The sequence below is a fragment of the Epibacterium sp. ABZ3_068 genome (genome assembly GCF_056159265.1).
Map to the genome: position 1 here is coordinate 2339334 of NZ_JBSWUV010000001.1, position 16605 is coordinate 2355938.

A 16605-nucleotide genomic window follows, 5' to 3' on the forward strand; every position below is an offset into this window, starting at 1 on the left:
GCCGCGTTTTTGAGGGGGCAATAGTGTTGTGCGCTCTCTATTCGGCACATCCTGATCCGGCCCAAACATTAGGCAATTTCGATACCCTCTTTGGCCGCAGATCGGGATGATATTTTCCAGATGAGGGTGAGGCTTTATGACAGCATTCTGGCCCGCGATGCCCTGGGCCAGCCAAGGTGTTGGAGGGAGTGGGGCAGGATTTTCACCGTCGCCATTAAAGCGCGCCCGGCAAAACACCCCCGGCTCTGGAATCATGGCCGGGGGTCTTGTTTTGCTGGCGGCTGCGGGCGGAGGAACCTGTCTTGAACGGGCCTGCCTTATTAGGGTGGGTGCGTTCGGATGGGTGTCGGGAGGATCTGGCGATGGCTGGATCAGACTGGCTGGCACTGGCTGAAATACGCTGGCGAGCTGGAGAAGACATGTGGGCTGGCTAACGATCGGTCGGTGGCTGGCGTTGGCACGTCTGGCTGGCCTTGGGGCTGGCTGGTGTGTGCCGTTGCGAGCTGCCTTTGACCTTGGCTTGCTCTTTTGTCTGAACTGTGGATACGACGATTCTTTGCGGGAGGCAAGAAAAAAGTGAGTAAAATCAAATGGTTGATTGTTTTTGTCGGATTTGAAAGCTAAGCAAAATTCTCAGGTTTTTACCGCGCGGCTCCATGCCTCAAGGTGAGCGCTGTATTCATTTCGGAAAAACAGAGGCTTGGACGGCGCAGGCGGTCCTAGGACTGAGCCAGCAGCCGACGCATGATGGCCTGCGGGCCGGCAGAGCCAAGCGGCCAAGTCTTGCCGGTGTTTTCAAATCCTGCACGACTGTAGACCGAGAACGCAGTGAGATTGCGGAGATTTACGGTCAGGTAGACGTAAGTCGCGGTTGGATAGAGCGGAGCGAGATAGGGCCCAAGGCTGCGCATGGCAGTCGTGCCAATACATTCGCCCTGGAAGCGTGCGTCGACGCAGTCCGATTTCGGTCGCGGGCGCAAAGGGAAAGCTGCTGTGATAGCTACGGTCGATCTTGAACACACCAACAGGAGTGGCGTTCCCTTGCGAATCCGTGGACAGGATCTGATGCAGGTCAAACCGCGCGGGCGGTTCCTGGAGGATCTCCTCCACCGTGCCGGCAAAGGGGATCTGGTCCGGGTAGGGCGCGATCTGCGATACCTTGTGCCCGTCAGACCAGTCCAGTGGCGCAAGAGAAATTGGCATAGTTCATTGGCCTGTTTGCTGGGAAAGGGCATTCCTTCGGTCCGAGACCTGACGGGGCAAGGGGCCCGTTTTGCCAAAGATCAGCTGGCTTCAGCCCTCCCTCAGGCAAATATGATCGAGTCCTCAAGTGAATCAATTGAAATGGAGCTCAGGAGTTCCTCGTCCAACCTCACCGTGACCTGCCGTATCGTGTCGCTTTCAACGTTTGACGCAGTCAGATGGAGCCCTTGATCGGTCAGGGTCAGCGATTGGGTATCAAAATCCCAGTCCCCGGAAGAGACGAACTGGATCTGGTCACCGTCGGATATGGAAAAATCCTTGATCCGGTCATTTCTGGCGAAGGTCTTGAATACAAAGGTGTCCGCCCCGGCGCCGCCTCTGAGGATGTCGTTGCCGCCGCCGCCGTCGAGCGTATCATTGCCGCTCCCGCCGAACAGCCGGTCACGGCTGTTTCCGCCTTTTATGAGATCATCGCCGGTGCCGCCAAACAGCCTGTCCTTGCCCGAGCCACCAAACAGGCGGTCCTTGCCAGCTGCGCCAGAAAGCCGATCGTTCTGCGACCCGCCCCAGAGCGTGTCATCGCCGACACCGCCATAAAGCGTGTCTTCGCCTGCGGCACCGTGAATGCGGTCGCGCCCGCTGTGGCCGCGTAGCAAGTCGTCGCCATACCCACCGTTGAGCGTGTCATTGCCGCCAAACCCAAGAATGCGGTCATCGCTACCGGCCGCCTGAACATTGTCTCCGGCAGATGAGCCAATGTAGCGGTCTACAAACGCATCTCCTTTGATGACTTCAAAGCCTGTGAAGGCAAAGCTGGTTTCATCGGCGATGATGCGCCCTTGGCGCAGGTCCACCACAAAGCGGTCTGGTCTGCCAAAATCGTCCAGAATCAAAGTATCATAGCCTGCACCGCCATCAATGCTACGATCGGTATCCCGTGGTCGCCCGGCAAAGAAACTGTCGTTGCCTGCGCCAAGGTCCAGGTCATTGACCGCTTTGAAAAGGCCGCGATCAAAGACGCGGTCGTCCTCGGCACCTAGGGTCAAAACGGAGATCGCTCCTCCCAGGAGCTCGGTAAAGGCGGAGCCTGCGATGTTGTCGCCGTTGATGCGCGCGGTCAGAATATTAGTAAAAAGCGCGCCATCTCCGGAAACGCCTGAAACCGTAGCGATTTCACCGCGATTTTCGGAGGCGAATGTAAAGCTGGTGACGGTCCCCGACAGCCCCCCGTTTTCATTGGCGCGCAGGTCCGGGCCAAATAGGGTCACGCTGGGGTTGATATTGTAATATCTGGTGCTGGCCTGATCCTGTATGTGGATATAGGTGACCTTGCCATTACCACTGTCAATGAACCGGTAGCGCGGCGTGGGAAAGATAAAACCGCCGGGGATAAATGTGTTAGCGAAGGCCGAAAAATCGGACAGGGAGCTGTAGGTAAGTGTCGCCATCTAAAAATGTCCTCATAAAAAATCGGCCCAGCCTTAAAACAGGCCAGGCCGGTTGTTCAAACGATCAGGCTTCCATCGCCTCAAGCTCGTCGATCATGTCGGAGATCATGCTGAGGCCCTTGTCCCAGAATTTGGGGTCCGAGGCATCCAGACCGAAGGGGGCGAGCAGCTCCTTGTGGTGTTTGGAGCCGCCTGCCTTGAGCATGTCGAAATACTTCTCTTCAAAGCCTTCACCGCCCTCGGCATAGACCGAGTAGAGCGCGTTCACCAGACCGTCGCCAAAGGCATAGGCATAGACGTAGAAAGGCGAATGCACGAAGTGGGGGATATAGGCCCAGAAGGTCTCATAGCCGTCGACAAAATCAAAGGCTTCACCCAGGGATTCCGCCTGCACCGACATCCACAGCGCGTTGATGTCCTCCGGTGTCAGTTCACCTTCGGCGCGGGCGGCATGCAGCTTGCATTCAAAATCATAGAACGCGATCTGGCGGATCACCGTGTTGATCATGTCCTCGACCTTGCCGGCCAGCAGGATCTTGCGCTGTTCCTGCGTTTCGGCCGCATCCAGCATTTTGCGAAAGGTGAGCATTTCGCCAAAGACAGACGCGGTTTCAGCCAGTGTCAGCGGCGTGGAAGAGAGCATCTCTCCCTGTTCGGCGGCCAGCACCTGGTGCACGCCATGGCCCAGTTCGTGCGCAAGGGTCATCACATCGCGCGGTTTGCCCAGGTAGTTCAGCATCACATAGGGGTGCACATCGGTGACGGTCGGATGGGCAAAGGCGCCGGGGGCCTTGCCCGGCTTCACACCGGCGTCGATCCAGCCCTTTGTAAAGAAGGGCGCGGCGATTTCACCCATGCGGGGATCAAAGGCGGTATAAGCGTCCATGACGGTTTTTTCCGCATCAGCCCAGCTCACGGTGCGGGTGTCTTCCATGGGCAGCGGCGCGTTGCGATCCCAGACCTGCATGCGGTCCAGACCCAGCCATTTGCGCTTTAACTCGTAATAACGGTGGGAGAGCTTGGGGTAGGCGGCAACCACCGCCTCGCGCAGCGCCTCGACCACCTCGGGTTCCACGTGGTTGGACAGGTGGCGCCCGGTCTGAGGGGTCGGCATGCCACGCCAGCGGTCAACGATCTCTTTTTCCTTGGCTTGTGTGTTGTGGACGCGGGCAAAGGTTTTGATGTTGTCGTTGAACACACGGGCCAGCTCACGGGTGGCGGCCTCGCGTTTGGTGCGGTCCTGTTCAGTGAGCAGGTTCAGCGTGCCTTCGATGTTCAGGTCTTCGCCGTCGACGGTAAAGGTCAGGCCGGCGATGGTTTCATCAAACAGACGTTCCCAGGCATCGCCCACAACGCCAAGGTCATGCAGGAACTTCTCCAGCTCATCGGACAGCTGGTAGGGTTTCATCGCGCGGATGCGGTCAAACACGGGTTTATAGCGCGCCAGATCCGCGTTGGCGGCAAAATGCGCGGCCAGCACGTTGTCGTCGATCCGGTTCAGTTCCAGCGTGAAGAACACCAGCGGTGTGGTGAAAATCGTGATCTGTTCCTGCATGTCGGACATGAATTTTGCCCGGCCCGCATCGGTGGTCAGCTGGTAGTAGCGCAGACCCGCAAAGGACATGATGCGGCCTGCGACCTGGTTGATCTTTTCATTGCGCAACACGCATTGCAGCAGCCCGTCGGCGTCCAGCTCAGCCAGCTTGCCTTCGTAATCTTTGGCAAATGCGGCGCATTCCCCTTGGAGCCAGTCCAGATCGCGGGTGAGTTCGGGCGCGTCTTCGCCGGAGTAGAGATCAGAGAGATCCCATTCCGGCAGGGCGCCGAGTTCATCAGAACCCGAAGATGCATTGACGTCAAAGACAGGGAAGGGAAGCTGGAACATGGGGGCTCCTGATTGTGAGAATGCTTTCCTCAACATCTATGGTGCCCATCGAAGAAGCACAAGCGACAGGTCACCCAGACGGGGCAAGAGCGAGGGGGCGCAAGGGTGTCAGCTGTGTCGGGCGAAGAACTCAACCATTTCACCCAGCACCTGATGGCGGGTGGCGCGGTCTTCCATCAGAACCTCGTGGCGGCCACGGTCAATTATGCGCAGCTCACCCTTGGGCCAGCCGTTTATCCGGGTCTCGATCGCTTCCGAGCTGACAATTTGTTCCGCGCTGCCAAGGAAGCAGATCGTTGGCACCGATGGAGCAGGTTGCTGTGCCAGATGGGAGCATTCGCGCAGACTCTCGTAGACCCAGTTGATGGTCGGGCCAGAAATCGCAAGTTCGGGGACAGCTTTGATCTGCTCGCGCAGCATGGTGTACATGTCCGCGTTGTTGGTCAGCAGGTTTCCCATAAAAGGCTGCACATGCACATAGGGCGTCATGCTGGTCGAGGGCGCCAGCCGGTTGCTGAGACAAAGCGACCGGGAAAACACGCCAATGGCATAGGCCAGCGGCCGCAGGGCTTTGGGCAGTTTGATGTCCCACATCGGCCCGGAAAACGCTGCAGCGGCCACTGGAAGCCCCTCCATCAGCGCGCGCAGGCCGATGGCCCCTCCCATGGAGTGGCCCAGCAGATACCAGGGTTTGGGGAGATCCAGATCCGTCGCCAATGTGACCATCGCCGCCACATCTGCCTGGTAATTTGCGAACTCGTCGATATGACCCAGCAGCGGATTGGGCAGAAGGCGGTCGGCCAGGCCCTGGCCGCGCCAGTCAATGACAAGTGTTGCAAGCCCGTTCTGAGACAGGAAACCGGCTGCATCGCCGTATTTTTCAATATATTCAGTGCGGCCCGGAAACAGAAGCACTGTGCCTTTAGGCTCTGCTTCGGCGGGCCATAGGCCTGCGCGCAGGCGCAGGCCGTCACGGGTTTGGATCCAATGAGCCGAACCGCCGCCCGGACCACGGGCGATGTTTTCGTACAGCGGGGCTTCGGTCGGGCGCATGGATCCTCCGTCCATCAGGCGAGAACCGAAGCCAGTTGCATGGCAGTGCCCATGTCGCCGTCAACCGACAGGCGGCCGGACATAAAGGCGGTTGTCGGGTTCAATTCACCCGCGAGCATGTCCTGAAAGACATCTGCATCCGCGGACAAGGTTACGTCTGCCTCTTCGTCGCTGACGCGGGCACCATCAGAGTCCAAAACAATGCAGCCCAAGCCTTCGATGTCAAACTTTGCCGAGGCCGGGAAGTCCGCGCCGTCCAGTTTTGCGTTTAGTGCTTCGACGGCTTTCGCCAAAATATCGCTCATTTTGCGCTTCCTTTATTGTCTGCGCCCCAGAAATGCACATCTTTGTTACGAGTGAAAGACTCATGCTGGAAAAATGCCACGGCGCAGGTAAACTGGAACCATGATGTTGGAAAAACTCTTAACGTACAAAGCTATCGTCGCGGCAGCTGTGGTGGTAGTCACGATTTCCAGCCCTAGCGCTTTGCTGGCGCAATCCCTCAGTGAGGCGGATCTGCTGGCCGAACTGGCCCGATCAAACCCCGAAGAGGCGGTTCGACTGGACCGGGAGTTGCGCGCCAAATGGGATCACAGCGGCTCTGCCACGATGGATTTGCTGTTGCGCCGTGGGCAGGATGCAATTGAACGGGGTGATTTGTTGGCGGCGATGGATCACCTGACCGCCCTGGTGGACCATGCACCGGAGTTTGCCGCAGGGTGGCTCAAACGGTCGGAAGTGTTGGCGCGGATGGATAAATTCGGCCCCGCTGTGGCAGATCTGGAGCGTGCGCTGGGGCTTAATCCGAATGACTATGACGCGCTTTATGTTCTGGGCACCGTGTTTGAGCATTTCCGCGACCCAGAAAAGGCCTATGAAGCCTATGAGCGCGCAAAGGCTATACATCCCCATCACGAAGAAGTAACCACGGCTCTGGAACGACTGGCGCCCACGGTGGTGGGCAAGGAATTATAAGGCCCTTGGGGCTTTTTCAGGAGTGATGCTATGACGCGCGCATCGCGGGTTGTGGCCGTGTTAGGCCCGACCAATACGGGCAAGACCCATTACGCCATCGATCGCATGTTGGGCTATCGGACGGGGATCATGGGGTTCCCGTTACGCCTGTTGGCGCGTGAAGTCTATGACAAGGTCGTGGCGATCAAGGGGCCGTCGGTGGTGGCGCTGGTAACAGGCGAAGAACGCATTGTGCCGCCCCGCGCCGCCTATTGGATCTGCACGGTTGAGGCCATGCCTGAGGGGATGGGCTGTGACTTTCTGGCGGTGGATGAGATCCAGCTGTGCGCTGACCCTGAACGGGGGCATGTGTTCACCAACCGCCTGCTGAACGCGCGCGGCACCCACGAGACGCTGTTTCTGGGGGCGGATACCATGCGCGGCACCATTGCCGAACTGGTCGATGGTGTGGAGTTCATGCGTCGCGAACGCATGTCGGATCTGGTCTATGCCGGATCAAAGAAGATCAGCCGGATGCCGCCGCGCAGCGCAATTGTCGGTTTCAGCGTTGATAATGTCTATGCCATCGCCGAGCTGATCCGTCGTCAGAAGGGTGGGGCGGCGGTTGTGATGGGCGCGCTGAGCCCGCGGACTCGAAATGCCCAGGTGGCGCTCTATCAGAATGGTGAGGTCGATTATCTGGTTGCCACCGACGCAATTGGCATGGGGTTGAACCTGGATATTGACCATGTTGCGTTTTCCTCCACGTCGAAATTTGACGGACGCCGGATGCGAGCGCTTGCCCCTAATGAGCTTGCCCAGATTGCGGGCCGGGCCGGACGTGGCATGAGCCATGGCAGTTTTGGGGTGACCGGGGACGCGCGTCCTTTGGACGAGGAGACGGCAAATGCAATTATGGAGCACCGGTTTACGCCGCTGAAAAAGCTGAACTGGCGGTCGGCGGATCTGCGGTTCGGCTCGATTGATGCTCTGGAGCGCTCCTTGGAGTTGAGCCCAAATCACGAGCGCTTGATGAAAGCGCGCGAGGCGGACGATCTACGTACGCTCAAGATGCTGGGACAGGACGCCGCAGTTGCCGCGCGCGCCAGCTCTGCACCCAGCGTACAACTTTTGTGGGACGTCTGCCGAATCCCTGATTTCCGTGGTATCAGCCACGCAGAACATGCTTCGTTATTAACCGTTATTTTTGAACATCTTCACGAACGCGGCCGTATACCGGACGATTTCCTTGCCCGGCAGATCCGCCACATTGATAGAATTGATGGAAATATAGATGCTTTATCCAAGAGACTGGCATTTATCCGCACATGGACCTATGTGGCACAACGAAACGGCTGGGTTGGTGACGAAAGTCATTGGCGCGATCAAACCCGCGCTGTAGAAGACAGGCTGTCAGATGCGCTGCACGAGCGCTTGACTCAGAGATTTGTGGACCGGCGCACATCCGTGCTTTTGCGCCGGCTCAAACAGAAGGAGGCCCTTTTGGCCGAAGTAAATGACCAGGGTGAAGTGACCGTCGAAGGCGAATTTGTCGGGCGGCTCGAAGGGTTCCGGTTCTCACCGGACAAAAGTGCGCAAGGCGCGGAAGCCAAAGCGCTGAAATCCGCGTCCATGCAGGCGTTGGCGCCGCATTTCCATCTGCGTGCAGATCGGTTCTACAATGCGCCCGATACCGAGATCGATTTTACTGATCAGGGTGGCCTGATGTGGGGCGAACACGCTGTAGGCAAGCTGGTTGCAGGTGCCGATCCGCTGTCGCCGCAGGTCGAGGTGTTTGTTGACGATGCCGCGGGCGCAGATGTGGCCCAAAAGGTAGAGCGTCGCCTGCAGCATTTCATCAGCCGCAAGGTCACAACCCTGTTTGAGCCGATGCTGAACCTCAAGAACGACGAGGCTCTGACCGGTCTGGCTCGTGGCTTTGCCTTCCGCATTGTCGAAGCGCTGGGCATCCTGCCGCGCGCAGGCATTGCGCAAGAGGTGAAGGAACTGGACCAGGATGCCCGCGCTGCGCTGCGCAAACATGGTATCCGATTCGGTCAATTCACGATCTTTATGCCGCTTCTGCTGAAGCCTGCTCCGACGCGTCTGCGCCTGGTGCTGTGGTCCTTGGCCAATGGCTCGCAAGAGTTTCCGGTGGCGCCGCCCCCGGGTCTGGTGACTGTACCAACGGTCGAAGGCGCGCCTGAAGGCTATGACACCATGTGCGGCTATCGCGCTGCGGGTGAGCGGATGATTCGTATCGACATGCTGGAACGTCTGGCGGATATGCTGCGCAACGAAGACAGTCGTGGCGGTTTTGAAGCCAAGGCGGATATGTTGTCGATCACCGGCATGACGCTGGAACAGTTTGCAACCCTGATGCAGGGCCTTGGCTATCGCGCGGAGAAGGGCGAACGTCAGAAGGTCAAAGCGGCTCCGGTTGCGGCCCCTGAAGCTGAGGTTTCGGCCGCAGAGGCTTCAGAAACAGAGGCTTCAGAAAAGGCGGAGGCCGCAGAAAGCGCAGCGCCCGAAGCTCCCGCTGAAGAGACTGCTGAGGCCCCTGTTGAGGCTGCGACCGAACGCGCGCCCGAGGAAACAGCGGCTGATGCAACAGAAGCAGAGGCTGCTTCGGAGGCGGATGCTGTAGAAGCCGCAGCTGCAACAGATGTTTCGGCACCTGAAGGGGAGGCTGAGCTCGAAGTCTTTTATACCTTCACCTGGGGTGGGAACCGCAACCGTCAGAACGCAGGCCGTGGTCGTCAGGGCCAAGCTGGTCAGGGCCAAGGCGAGCGTGGTGGCGAGCGTCAGGGTGATCGTCAGAACCGTGGTGGTGGCAAGGGCAAACCCAAGGGCGGCAAGCCCGGCAAGAAGAGTGCGCCACGTCAGAACCAGGGGGCCAAGACATTCACCGCACGCCCGCCCAAGAAGGAAAAGGCAATTGACCCGGACAACCCCTTTGCCGCAGCGCTTATGGGGCTGACCAAGGGCAATTAAGCCTGTGATGGCTGACATATCGGGCAAGATCCGCATCGACAAATGGCTTTGGTTTGCGCGTTTTTTCAAAACACGCAGCCTGGCCGCAAAACAGGTTGGTGCGGGTCATGTGCGGCTGAATGGCCAGAAAATTTCAAAACCCGCGCAAAACGTGAATCCCGGGGATGTGCTAACCTTTGCTCAGGGCTCACAAATCCGTGTTGTCGAGGTTTTGGCCATTGGTGAGCGGCGCGGACCCGCTACAGAGGCCCAAACCCTGTACCTGGACAAAACAGAGTGGCGGGACGCTGTACCGAAAAACCCGCGTTATGAGGGAAAGGGACGTCCGGATAAGAAGGAGCGCAGGGCGCTTGATCTTACTCGCGACCGTGACCCCTATTGATCTCTTGAAGTGCCAGGTAACCTGGATTAGCTAGTCGCCAAACAGACGAATGGAACCTTAGCCAGATGACTTACGTCGTTACCGAAAACTGCATTGCCTGCAAATACACCGATTGTGTCGAAGTGTGCCCGGTCGATTGTTTCTATGAGGGGGAAAACACCCTTGTGATCCACCCGGACGAATGTATCGACTGCGGTGTCTGTGAACCGGAGTGCCCGGCGGATGCGATTCGGCCCGATACCGATCCTGAGATGGATAAGTGGGTGGAATTTAATCGGAAATACGCGGAAATCTGGCCTGTGATCGTTTCGAAAAAAGACCCGATGCCGGGATATGAAGAGCGTGACGGCGAGACCGGCAAGATGGAGAAATACTTCTCTGAAGCGCCTGGTGAAGGCGGTTAAGTCATAGAGACTGCACTGGTTTCTGCACTTGCGGCATTCTGCGCCGCAGAAGCAGAGATCCCGTTTGGGTAGTTTGCGTTGCGTTAATTCGCTCACATCTGTGGGGGGTGTCTTTTAGGGACCCCTTTTTTGTGTTATAATCACCCGATGTAGAAATGTTTCGAAGGGGACAGCTGGCTGGGCGATGGGGGAATTCGCGCAGTTACGTTTTTTGTGACAAGTTTAAGCAGTGCGGGGTAGTTTTGCTGTCTCGGCGCTACGTTTTTGTCTGTACAGCTGTTCGCCAATAAGCCGGTTTAATCGGCACGTAAGCGAGGAAAGACCTATATGACCAAATCGAAGAAGCTCGAGTTCCGCCCAAATGAGTTTGTCGTCTATCCGGCACATGGCGTGGGACAGATCATTTCGATTGAAGAACAGGAAGTCGCCGGTTTCAAGCTCGAACTTTTTGTTATCACCTTTGAAAAGGACAAAATGACCCTTCGGGTGCCGACAAATAAGGCAGTCGAAGTGGGGATGCGTTCGTTGTCCTCGCCGGATGTGATCGAACAGGCGATGAAAACCCTAAAGGGCAAGGCCAAGGTGAAGCGGGCCATGTGGTCGCGTCGGGCTCAGGAATATGAGCAGAAGATCAACTCTGGTGATCTGATTGCCATTGCCGAAGTGGTACGCGACCTGCATCGCGCGGATGATCAGCGGGAGCAGAGCTATTCAGAGCGTCAGTTGTATGAAGCGGCTCTGGAGCGTCTGACCCGCGAAGTTGCTGCGGTTGCAGACAATGATGAGGTGCTTGCAGCCCGTAAGGTGGACGAAGTCCTGACCTCGCGCGCAGCCTGATAACGCTCCGCTTCTCAAGTTTTGAACCATCGCCTGCTCTGTGGGCGATGGTTTTTTGTGCAACTAAGCCAGACTGAGCAGGGTCAGAAGGCACAGGAGCTCCGTGACCTGTTGGGCCGTCCCCAGGACATCGCCTGTTTGTCCGCCAATTTTGGCCTTTGCCAACTGGCGCAGTCCCAAAAGCCCCAAGGCGCTGACCATAAGGCAGAGAAGGGCAGGCCAAAGCCCCAGGAATGCCCAGGCCAGAAGGAACGCCAGAGCCACCCCCACACCGGCGGTGCCGCGGCTTGGTGTACCCACCCGATGGGACAGGCCGGTGCTGCGCGCGTTTGGTAGAGACACCATCAGCACGGGCATGGCTGCACGCGACAGCGCCGCAACAGGCAGGATCACCCACGGGGTAAACATTGACACAATGGCCGCCAGCGCGCTCCAGCGCAGTCCCAGGGACAAAATAAGCGCCAGAACCCCATAGGTGCCGATATGGCTGTCTTTCATGATGTCGAGTCGGCGTTCTTTGTTGAAACCACCCCAAAACCCGTCGGCTGTATCCGCCAGCCCGTCTTCGTGCATTGCGCCGGTACAGACGATCCCAAGGCCAAGCGCAAGGCCAGCGGAAAGAACTTCGGGCTGGCCAAAGTGTTGCGCAGTCAATAGTGTGACGGCTGCAAAAAAACCGATCACCGCCCCGACGATCGGAAATGCCCATGCCGCTTGCGCTTGGTGATCAAACCACTTATCGGGCAGATTTGGTGCGGGCAAACGTGTGAGCAGGACCCAAGACAACAAAATGTCGCGTAGTATGAAGTTGAATTTCAATCTATTTGGTCCCTCGGTGGAGTTTGCGTGCTCGCAAATGATAGATTACGAAGCCGTGACCGGTTAAAGCCTGTCCTAGAAAAAGATGCAACGAGGGCATTGAATGCTGCCAAAGTTCAACTCTCTGACCGACTTCAAGTCGTTGTTGGCATCCGCGCCTGGTATCAACAGTGATATCGAGGTGGCGGCCGCCGTCTTGAACGGTGAGCTCACCAAGCCGCCCGGTTCGCTGGGGCGGCTTGAGGATCTTGCGATCTGGTATGCCAGCTGGCGCGGAACGCTCCGCCCCCAGTTGGAAGCGCCGCAGGTGATCGTGTTTGCCGGCAACCATGGCGTGGCACAACGCGGGGTCTCGGCCTTTCCGTCTGAGGTGACCCAGCAGATGGTGCAGAATTTTGAAGAGGGCGGTGCAGCGATTAACCAGCTGGCGGAGCTTGTGGGGGCGCAGTTGGATGTGGTTGCTCTGCAGCTTGACCGGCCAACGCAGGATTTCACCCAAAACCCTGCGATGAGCGAAGACGAAGTTCTGGCTGCGCTGGATGTGGGCTGGAATGCGGTTGATCCGAATTCTGATCTGCTGGTTGTCGGTGAGATGGGAATCGGAAATACAACGGCGGCGGCCGCCCTGTGTCTGGCCCTGTTTGGCGGAGAGGCTAGCGATTGGACCGGACGTGGTACAGGTGTTGACAATGACGGGCTGGCCAGCAAAGCGCGCGTTGTGCGCAACGGTGTTGATACGCACAAGAAGCGCATCGGCGACGGCCTGGATGCGCTGACCTGTCTGGGGGGGCGCGAAATTGCGGCAATGGTTGGAGCTATTGCTGCGGCACGCCTGCTGCGTATCCCGGTTATTCTGGACGGGTTTATCTGCTGTTCGGCAGCAGCCTGTCTGGCACAGACTGTTGATGGGGCGCTGGACCATTGCGTGGCCGGTCATGTCAGCGCTGAAACGGCCCATAAGTCGCTGTTGTCCAATATCGGAAAAGTGCCCTTGTTGTCACTGGATATGCGCTTGGGTGAAGGATCCGGGGGGACATTGGCGATCCAGATTCTGCGCGGCGCTTTGGCGTGCCACAGTGGAATGGCGACATTTACCGAGGCGGGCGTCAGCGACAGCTAACCGCTGCAACTCGAGGCCAAAAGAATGACGCGCGTCACCCTGTGTCGCGCGCTTTTTTCTCCATCAGGTCCAGCAGGGCGGTTTCCAGGTCTTTTTCCAATTCGCGCGCGCGTGTGATATAGGCTTGGTTCTGGCTGGTCGGACGCGCTGGGTCCCAGTGCCGCGCCAGTTCACGCACGGTTTTACGGTCATGCGCATAGAACGTCTGCTCTGCCTGGGCGGCGTCATACTCGCTGAATCCCACATTTTCCAGCACATAGCGCCCGGCTCGCAGAGCGCTGTCGAACATCTCCCGCACGATGTCATCGGCCCCCGCCTTGTACAAGGCATAGACGTGATGGCGATCACGTGCACGCGCGATGATATGCAAGTCCGGGTAGGTCCGACGCGCGTAATCCGTAAGTTTGGTTGTGCTTTCGGGATTGTCCAGCGCCACCACCAGAACCTTGGCATGGGCAATTCCTGCCGCCTTTAAAAGTTCGGGGCGGGTCGGATCGCCAAGAAAGCTTTTGACACCGAAGCGGCGCATAAGCTGTACGGTTTCGATATCATTGTCCAGGACGATGGTGCGATGGCCGCTTGCGCGCACCAGCCGGTTGACGATCTGCCCAAAACGGCCAATGCCCGCAATAATAACCGGACCCTCTTCGTCGATCTCATCCGCGCGGGGTTCGGGAGTTGCCTCGCGCATCCGGCGGGACAGCTGGTCGTAGAGAATAAACAGGAGTGGGGTGATCAGCATGGACAAGGCGATCACCAGAAGAAGTTTTTCAGAAAGGCTGTCAGGCAGAAGGTCCAGTTGTTTTATAAAGGCCAGCAGGACAAAGCCAAATTCACCCGCCTGCGCCAGCCCAAGGGTAAACAGCCAGTGATTTCGATGGCGCAGGCCAAAAAGGTGACCGACCACAAACAGAACCGCGCCTTTGGCCAAGATCACCAGCAGAGCGAGGCCAATCAGATCACCAGGGTTTTCCAGAAACAGGCGATAGTTGATGCCTGCACCCACGGTGATGAAAAACAGGCCGAGGAGGAGACCTTTGAACGGTGTAAGGTCGCTTTCCATTTCGTGGCGGAACTCAGAGTTTGCCAGAACCACGCCGGCCAGAAAGGCGCCAAGCGCAGGGGACAGGCCCACCAATGTCATCAGAAAGGAGATCCCGACCACAATAAGAAGCGCAAGCGCGGTGTACATTTCCCGCAGGTTTGCGGCGTGGATAAAGCGGAAAACCGGCCGGGTCAGGTAAATTCCGGTCAGAATAATCGCGCCAAGGGCTGCCAGGGTGACCAGTGTGACGCCCCAGCCGGGCAGGCCGTCCACCAGCGACAAGTCAAAGCCATGGCCACTTCCATGACCTGATCCATGGGGGGCGTCGCGTGCGATGGATCCGTCAGGCGCGATACTGGGGCCATGAGGCGTTGCCAGCAGGGGCAAAAGGGCCAAGATCGGAATGACGGCGATGTCTTGGGTCAGCAGCACAGCAAATGTCGCCCGACCGCCGCCGGTCTGCATCAACCCTTTTTCGGACAGGGTTTGGAGAACGATCGCTGTGGAGGACAATGAAAGCGCAAGGCCGATTGCCAGCCCGACCTGCCAGGTGAGCCCCGCAGCAAGCGAGGCGCCCATCAGCAGCAAAGTACTAAACAGGATCTGGCTGCCACCAAGGCCCAGAAGATTGTGCCGCATGGCCCAAAGCGCGCGGGGGTCCAGCTCAAGCCCGATCAGGAAGAGCATCATCACCACGCCGAACTCTGCAAAATGTTGCAGGTCTGCTGTTTCCGCGCCCACCAGGCCCAGAACCGGTCCAATAATGATGCCGGCAGCGAGGTAGCCCAGCACCGATCCCAGACCGAGGCGGGCTGAGAGGGGGACGGCGATCACGGCCGCGGCCAGATAGATTGAGGCTTGGTAGAGAAAGCTTTCCATAGAATCGTTATGGCAACTCAGGCGGGGCGGCGGCAACGATTTTAAGGGGTTCTGTGACCATTCATCCGTGGCGTGGCAAAAGCGGTTCACCGTTCAGCCAAAACGGGGAACCGGAGCTGCTGTGAAGCTCCGGCTGTATTGGTTTTGGTTGTGAAGACCACAGGCTGCGCAGGTCTTTGCTGACTGAAAATGTCAGTGCATCTTGTTACTCGATGGTCTGAATCTCTGTGCTCAGATTTGCGATGCGTTCCAGGCGGTGTGAGATCCGTTCCTGGAAGTTGCCCAGTTGGTCAATGATGTCAGACAGGGTCTCACCTGATTCCGGGAGGCGGGCGCTTTCGATTTTACACAGCACACGCGTTGAGCTGAGGCCCAGGAAATGACGGTGCATGACCTGGCAGGCACGCAGAATGCGTTCTGCTTCTGTATCAACCTTCTGCATGCCTTCTTCGGCGTTCTTTGTCTGGCTCTCCACGAGGCCGGACAGCACATCACGCTCAGCGCTCATGTCGACGTCTTGCAGCATCCGGCGTTCGTTTTCGAGCTGTACGTTACACTCGGTCAAGATCCGGACGATACATTCCACAAACAGGCTGTTCTGAACACATTGCAGAAGCGCAGCAAAGTTGCTGTTTTTCCCCATCACATGGGCCGAGAACCAATCGCTCATTTCACGAGACATGGCACCGTAGTTCTGGGAGAGAACGGTCACGGGGCCGCCCGAAGGTTCGATCCGGGAGGCGATCACACGCAAATTGTGCGGGATTGTATTCATCGCCTCGAAATCTTTGATCAACCCTTCGGTTTCGTCCACAAGGGTCTGTGCGTTTTTGACCATCTCGCGCAGTTGGCCAATCTGCTGGCATTTGGCATTACCAAGCCCAGCGTCACGGGCCAGAAGTTCTTCGCACAAGGCGTGAAGGGCAAACTCATCGTAGTCTTGGAACCCCTTCGACCGCAGCATTTCAAGCATATTTGCTGCGCTGTCTTCAGGCTCTAGCCCGTGTTCTTTCTCTGCCTTGAGGAGTTCAGCATAGTCGCGCTGAATCTCGTTAAAGAGCGGGCTTGACGGTTTGATCCGCGCCGACAGATAGCCGCCCTCGCAAGGGACAACAACGGCATAGACCCAATAATGCAGGCCGTCCTTGGACCTGTTTTTCACATAGGCGCCCATCGTCTTGCCCTGTTTGATCGTGTCCCAGAACAGCTGGAACACGCCACGAGGCATGTCAGGGTGGCGAATAACCTTGTGCGGTGCGCCCAAAAGGTCTTCCCAGTCGTAGTGGGAGACCCGTTTGAACACATAGTTGCCTGCGCGAATGACCCCACGTTCGTCCGTCCGAGAAAAGAAAACCTCGTTCAGAGCAAAGGGAGCTTCACCACTATTGGGGCGCTGTTCGATGCGGCGATCCACATATGACACGGGCAAAATCCATCCTATTGGGTAACTTCGCTTGAGATTTAAGGCGTAAGTGTTCCCAACCCGTTAAACAGGACGTCATGGAAGGCGTATTTACTGTGGATAAAATGAACAATCTGCCCGATTTTTTGCGACGCAAATCGGGCAGATTGATGAGCAGAA

The 16605-nt window shown here is 57.7% G+C and carries 14 protein-coding genes; 6 read left to right on the forward strand and 8 right to left on the reverse strand.

Annotation, left to right across the window (positions count from 1 at the left end; translation table 11 throughout):
- Positions 1-719: 719 nt before the first annotated feature.
- The 5 genes from ACXAEW_RS11210 to ACXAEW_RS11230 all read right to left on the reverse strand — a co-directional run bounded on the left by ACXAEW_RS11210 (position 720) and on the right by ACXAEW_RS11230 (position 5894).
- On the reverse strand, positions 720-980 hold the full coding sequence (locus ACXAEW_RS11210; RefSeq protein ID WP_474941389.1) for an N-acetyltransferase: 261 nt from the start codon (positions 978-980) through the stop codon (positions 720-722).
- Positions 981-1304: 324 nt separating this feature from the next.
- Positions 1305-2651, reverse strand: a complete 1347-nt coding sequence (locus ACXAEW_RS11215) for a calcium-binding protein (protein ID WP_474941390.1) — start codon at positions 2649-2651, stop codon at positions 1305-1307.
- Positions 2652-2715: 64 nt separating this feature from the next.
- A complete protein-coding gene (locus ACXAEW_RS11220) occupies positions 2716-4536 on the reverse strand; it encodes a M3 family oligoendopeptidase (RefSeq protein WP_474941391.1) in 1821 nt (606 codons plus the stop codon).
- 108 nt (positions 4537-4644) lie between these two features.
- Complete coding sequence (locus tag ACXAEW_RS11225; RefSeq protein ID WP_474941392.1) at positions 4645-5589, reverse strand: alpha/beta hydrolase; 945 nt, start codon at positions 5587-5589, stop codon at positions 4645-4647.
- A 14-nt stretch (positions 5590-5603) separates the two neighbouring features.
- Positions 5604-5894 carry an SCP2 sterol-binding domain-containing protein gene (locus tag ACXAEW_RS11230; RefSeq protein ID WP_474941393.1) on the reverse strand — a complete coding sequence of 97 codons (291 nt, stop codon included), beginning with the start codon at positions 5892-5894 and terminating at the stop codon, positions 5604-5606.
- Between the two features lie 103 nt (positions 5895-5997).
- Here ACXAEW_RS11230 and ACXAEW_RS11235 point away from each other — a divergent pair, with 103 nt between their 5' ends.
- The 5 genes from ACXAEW_RS11235 to ACXAEW_RS11255 all read left to right on the forward strand — a co-directional run bounded on the left by ACXAEW_RS11235 (position 5998) and on the right by ACXAEW_RS11255 (position 11160).
- Positions 5998-6564, forward strand: coding sequence for a tetratricopeptide repeat protein (locus tag ACXAEW_RS11235; protein WP_474943027.1), 567 nt, complete (start codon positions 5998-6000; stop codon positions 6562-6564).
- A gap of 30 nt (positions 6565-6594) precedes the next feature.
- Entirely contained in the window at positions 6595-9537 is a 2943-nt protein-coding gene (locus tag ACXAEW_RS11240) for a helicase-related protein (protein ID WP_474941395.1), read from the forward strand.
- 7 nt (positions 9538-9544) lie between these two features.
- Positions 9545-9919 carry an RNA-binding S4 domain-containing protein gene (locus ACXAEW_RS11245; RefSeq protein ID WP_474941396.1) on the forward strand — a complete coding sequence of 125 codons (375 nt, stop codon included), beginning with the start codon at positions 9545-9547 and terminating at the stop codon, positions 9917-9919.
- A 65-nt stretch (positions 9920-9984) separates the two neighbouring features.
- Positions 9985-10323 carry a ferredoxin FdxA gene (gene fdxA / locus ACXAEW_RS11250; protein WP_474941397.1) on the forward strand — a complete coding sequence of 113 codons (339 nt, stop codon included), beginning with the start codon at positions 9985-9987 and terminating at the stop codon, positions 10321-10323.
- Between the two features lie 327 nt (positions 10324-10650).
- Complete coding sequence (locus tag ACXAEW_RS11255; protein WP_474941398.1) at positions 10651-11160, forward strand: CarD family transcriptional regulator; 510 nt, start codon at positions 10651-10653, stop codon at positions 11158-11160.
- Between the two features lie 63 nt (positions 11161-11223).
- Here ACXAEW_RS11255 and cobS read toward each other — a convergent pair whose 3' ends face one another.
- Positions 11224-11979, reverse strand: coding sequence for an adenosylcobinamide-GDP ribazoletransferase (cobS, locus tag ACXAEW_RS11260; RefSeq protein ID WP_474941399.1), 756 nt, complete (start codon positions 11977-11979; stop codon positions 11224-11226).
- Positions 11980-12082: 103 nt separating this feature from the next.
- Here cobS and cobT point away from each other — a divergent pair, with 103 nt between their 5' ends.
- Positions 12083-13099, forward strand: a complete 1017-nt coding sequence (gene cobT, locus ACXAEW_RS11265; protein ID WP_474941400.1) for a nicotinate-nucleotide--dimethylbenzimidazole phosphoribosyltransferase — start codon at positions 12083-12085, stop codon at positions 13097-13099.
- A 34-nt stretch (positions 13100-13133) separates the two neighbouring features.
- On the opposite strand, the gene ACXAEW_RS11270 is transcribed toward cobT, so the two are convergent.
- Positions 13134-15023 (reverse strand): monovalent cation:proton antiporter-2 (CPA2) family protein, encoded by a 1890-nt coding sequence (locus ACXAEW_RS11270; protein ID WP_474941401.1) that lies wholly within the window; start codon positions 15021-15023, stop codon positions 13134-13136.
- A gap of 205 nt (positions 15024-15228) precedes the next feature.
- Positions 15229-16446: a PAS domain-containing protein gene (locus tag ACXAEW_RS11275; protein WP_474941402.1), complete on the reverse strand. Its 1218-nt coding sequence runs from the start codon at positions 16444-16446 to the stop codon at positions 15229-15231.
- Positions 16447-16605: the final 159 nt, after the last annotated feature.

Excerpts from the sequence above, each read along its gene's own strand:
- ACXAEW_RS11215 (WP_474941390.1), bottom strand. The coding sequence starts at position 2,651 with ATGGCGACACTTACCTACAGCTCCCTGTCCGATTTTTCGGCCTTCGCT.
- ACXAEW_RS11220 (WP_474941391.1), bottom strand. The coding sequence starts at position 4,536 with ATGTTCCAGCTTCCCTTCCCTGTCTTTGACGTCAATGCATCTTCGGGT.
- ACXAEW_RS11225 (WP_474941392.1), bottom strand. The coding sequence starts at position 5,589 with ATGCGCCCGACCGAAGCCCCGCTGTACGAAAACATCGCCCGTGGTCCG.
- ACXAEW_RS11230 (WP_474941393.1), bottom strand. The coding sequence starts at position 5,894 with ATGAGCGATATTTTGGCGAAAGCCGTCGAAGCACTAAACGCAAAACTG.
- ACXAEW_RS11235 (WP_474943027.1), top strand. The coding sequence starts at position 5,998 with ATGTTGGAAAAACTCTTAACGTACAAAGCTATCGTCGCGGCAGCTGTG.
- ACXAEW_RS11240 (WP_474941395.1), top strand. The coding sequence starts at position 6,595 with ATGACGCGCGCATCGCGGGTTGTGGCCGTGTTAGGCCCGACCAATACG.
- ACXAEW_RS11245 (WP_474941396.1), top strand. The coding sequence starts at position 9,545 with ATGGCTGACATATCGGGCAAGATCCGCATCGACAAATGGCTTTGGTTT.
- fdxA (WP_474941397.1), top strand. The coding sequence starts at position 9,985 with ATGACTTACGTCGTTACCGAAAACTGCATTGCCTGCAAATACACCGAT.
- ACXAEW_RS11255 (WP_474941398.1), top strand. The coding sequence starts at position 10,651 with ATGACCAAATCGAAGAAGCTCGAGTTCCGCCCAAATGAGTTTGTCGTC.
- cobT (WP_474941400.1), top strand. The coding sequence starts at position 12,083 with ATGCTGCCAAAGTTCAACTCTCTGACCGACTTCAAGTCGTTGTTGGCA.
- ACXAEW_RS11270 (WP_474941401.1), bottom strand. The coding sequence starts at position 15,023 with ATGGAAAGCTTTCTCTACCAAGCCTCAATCTATCTGGCCGCGGCCGTG.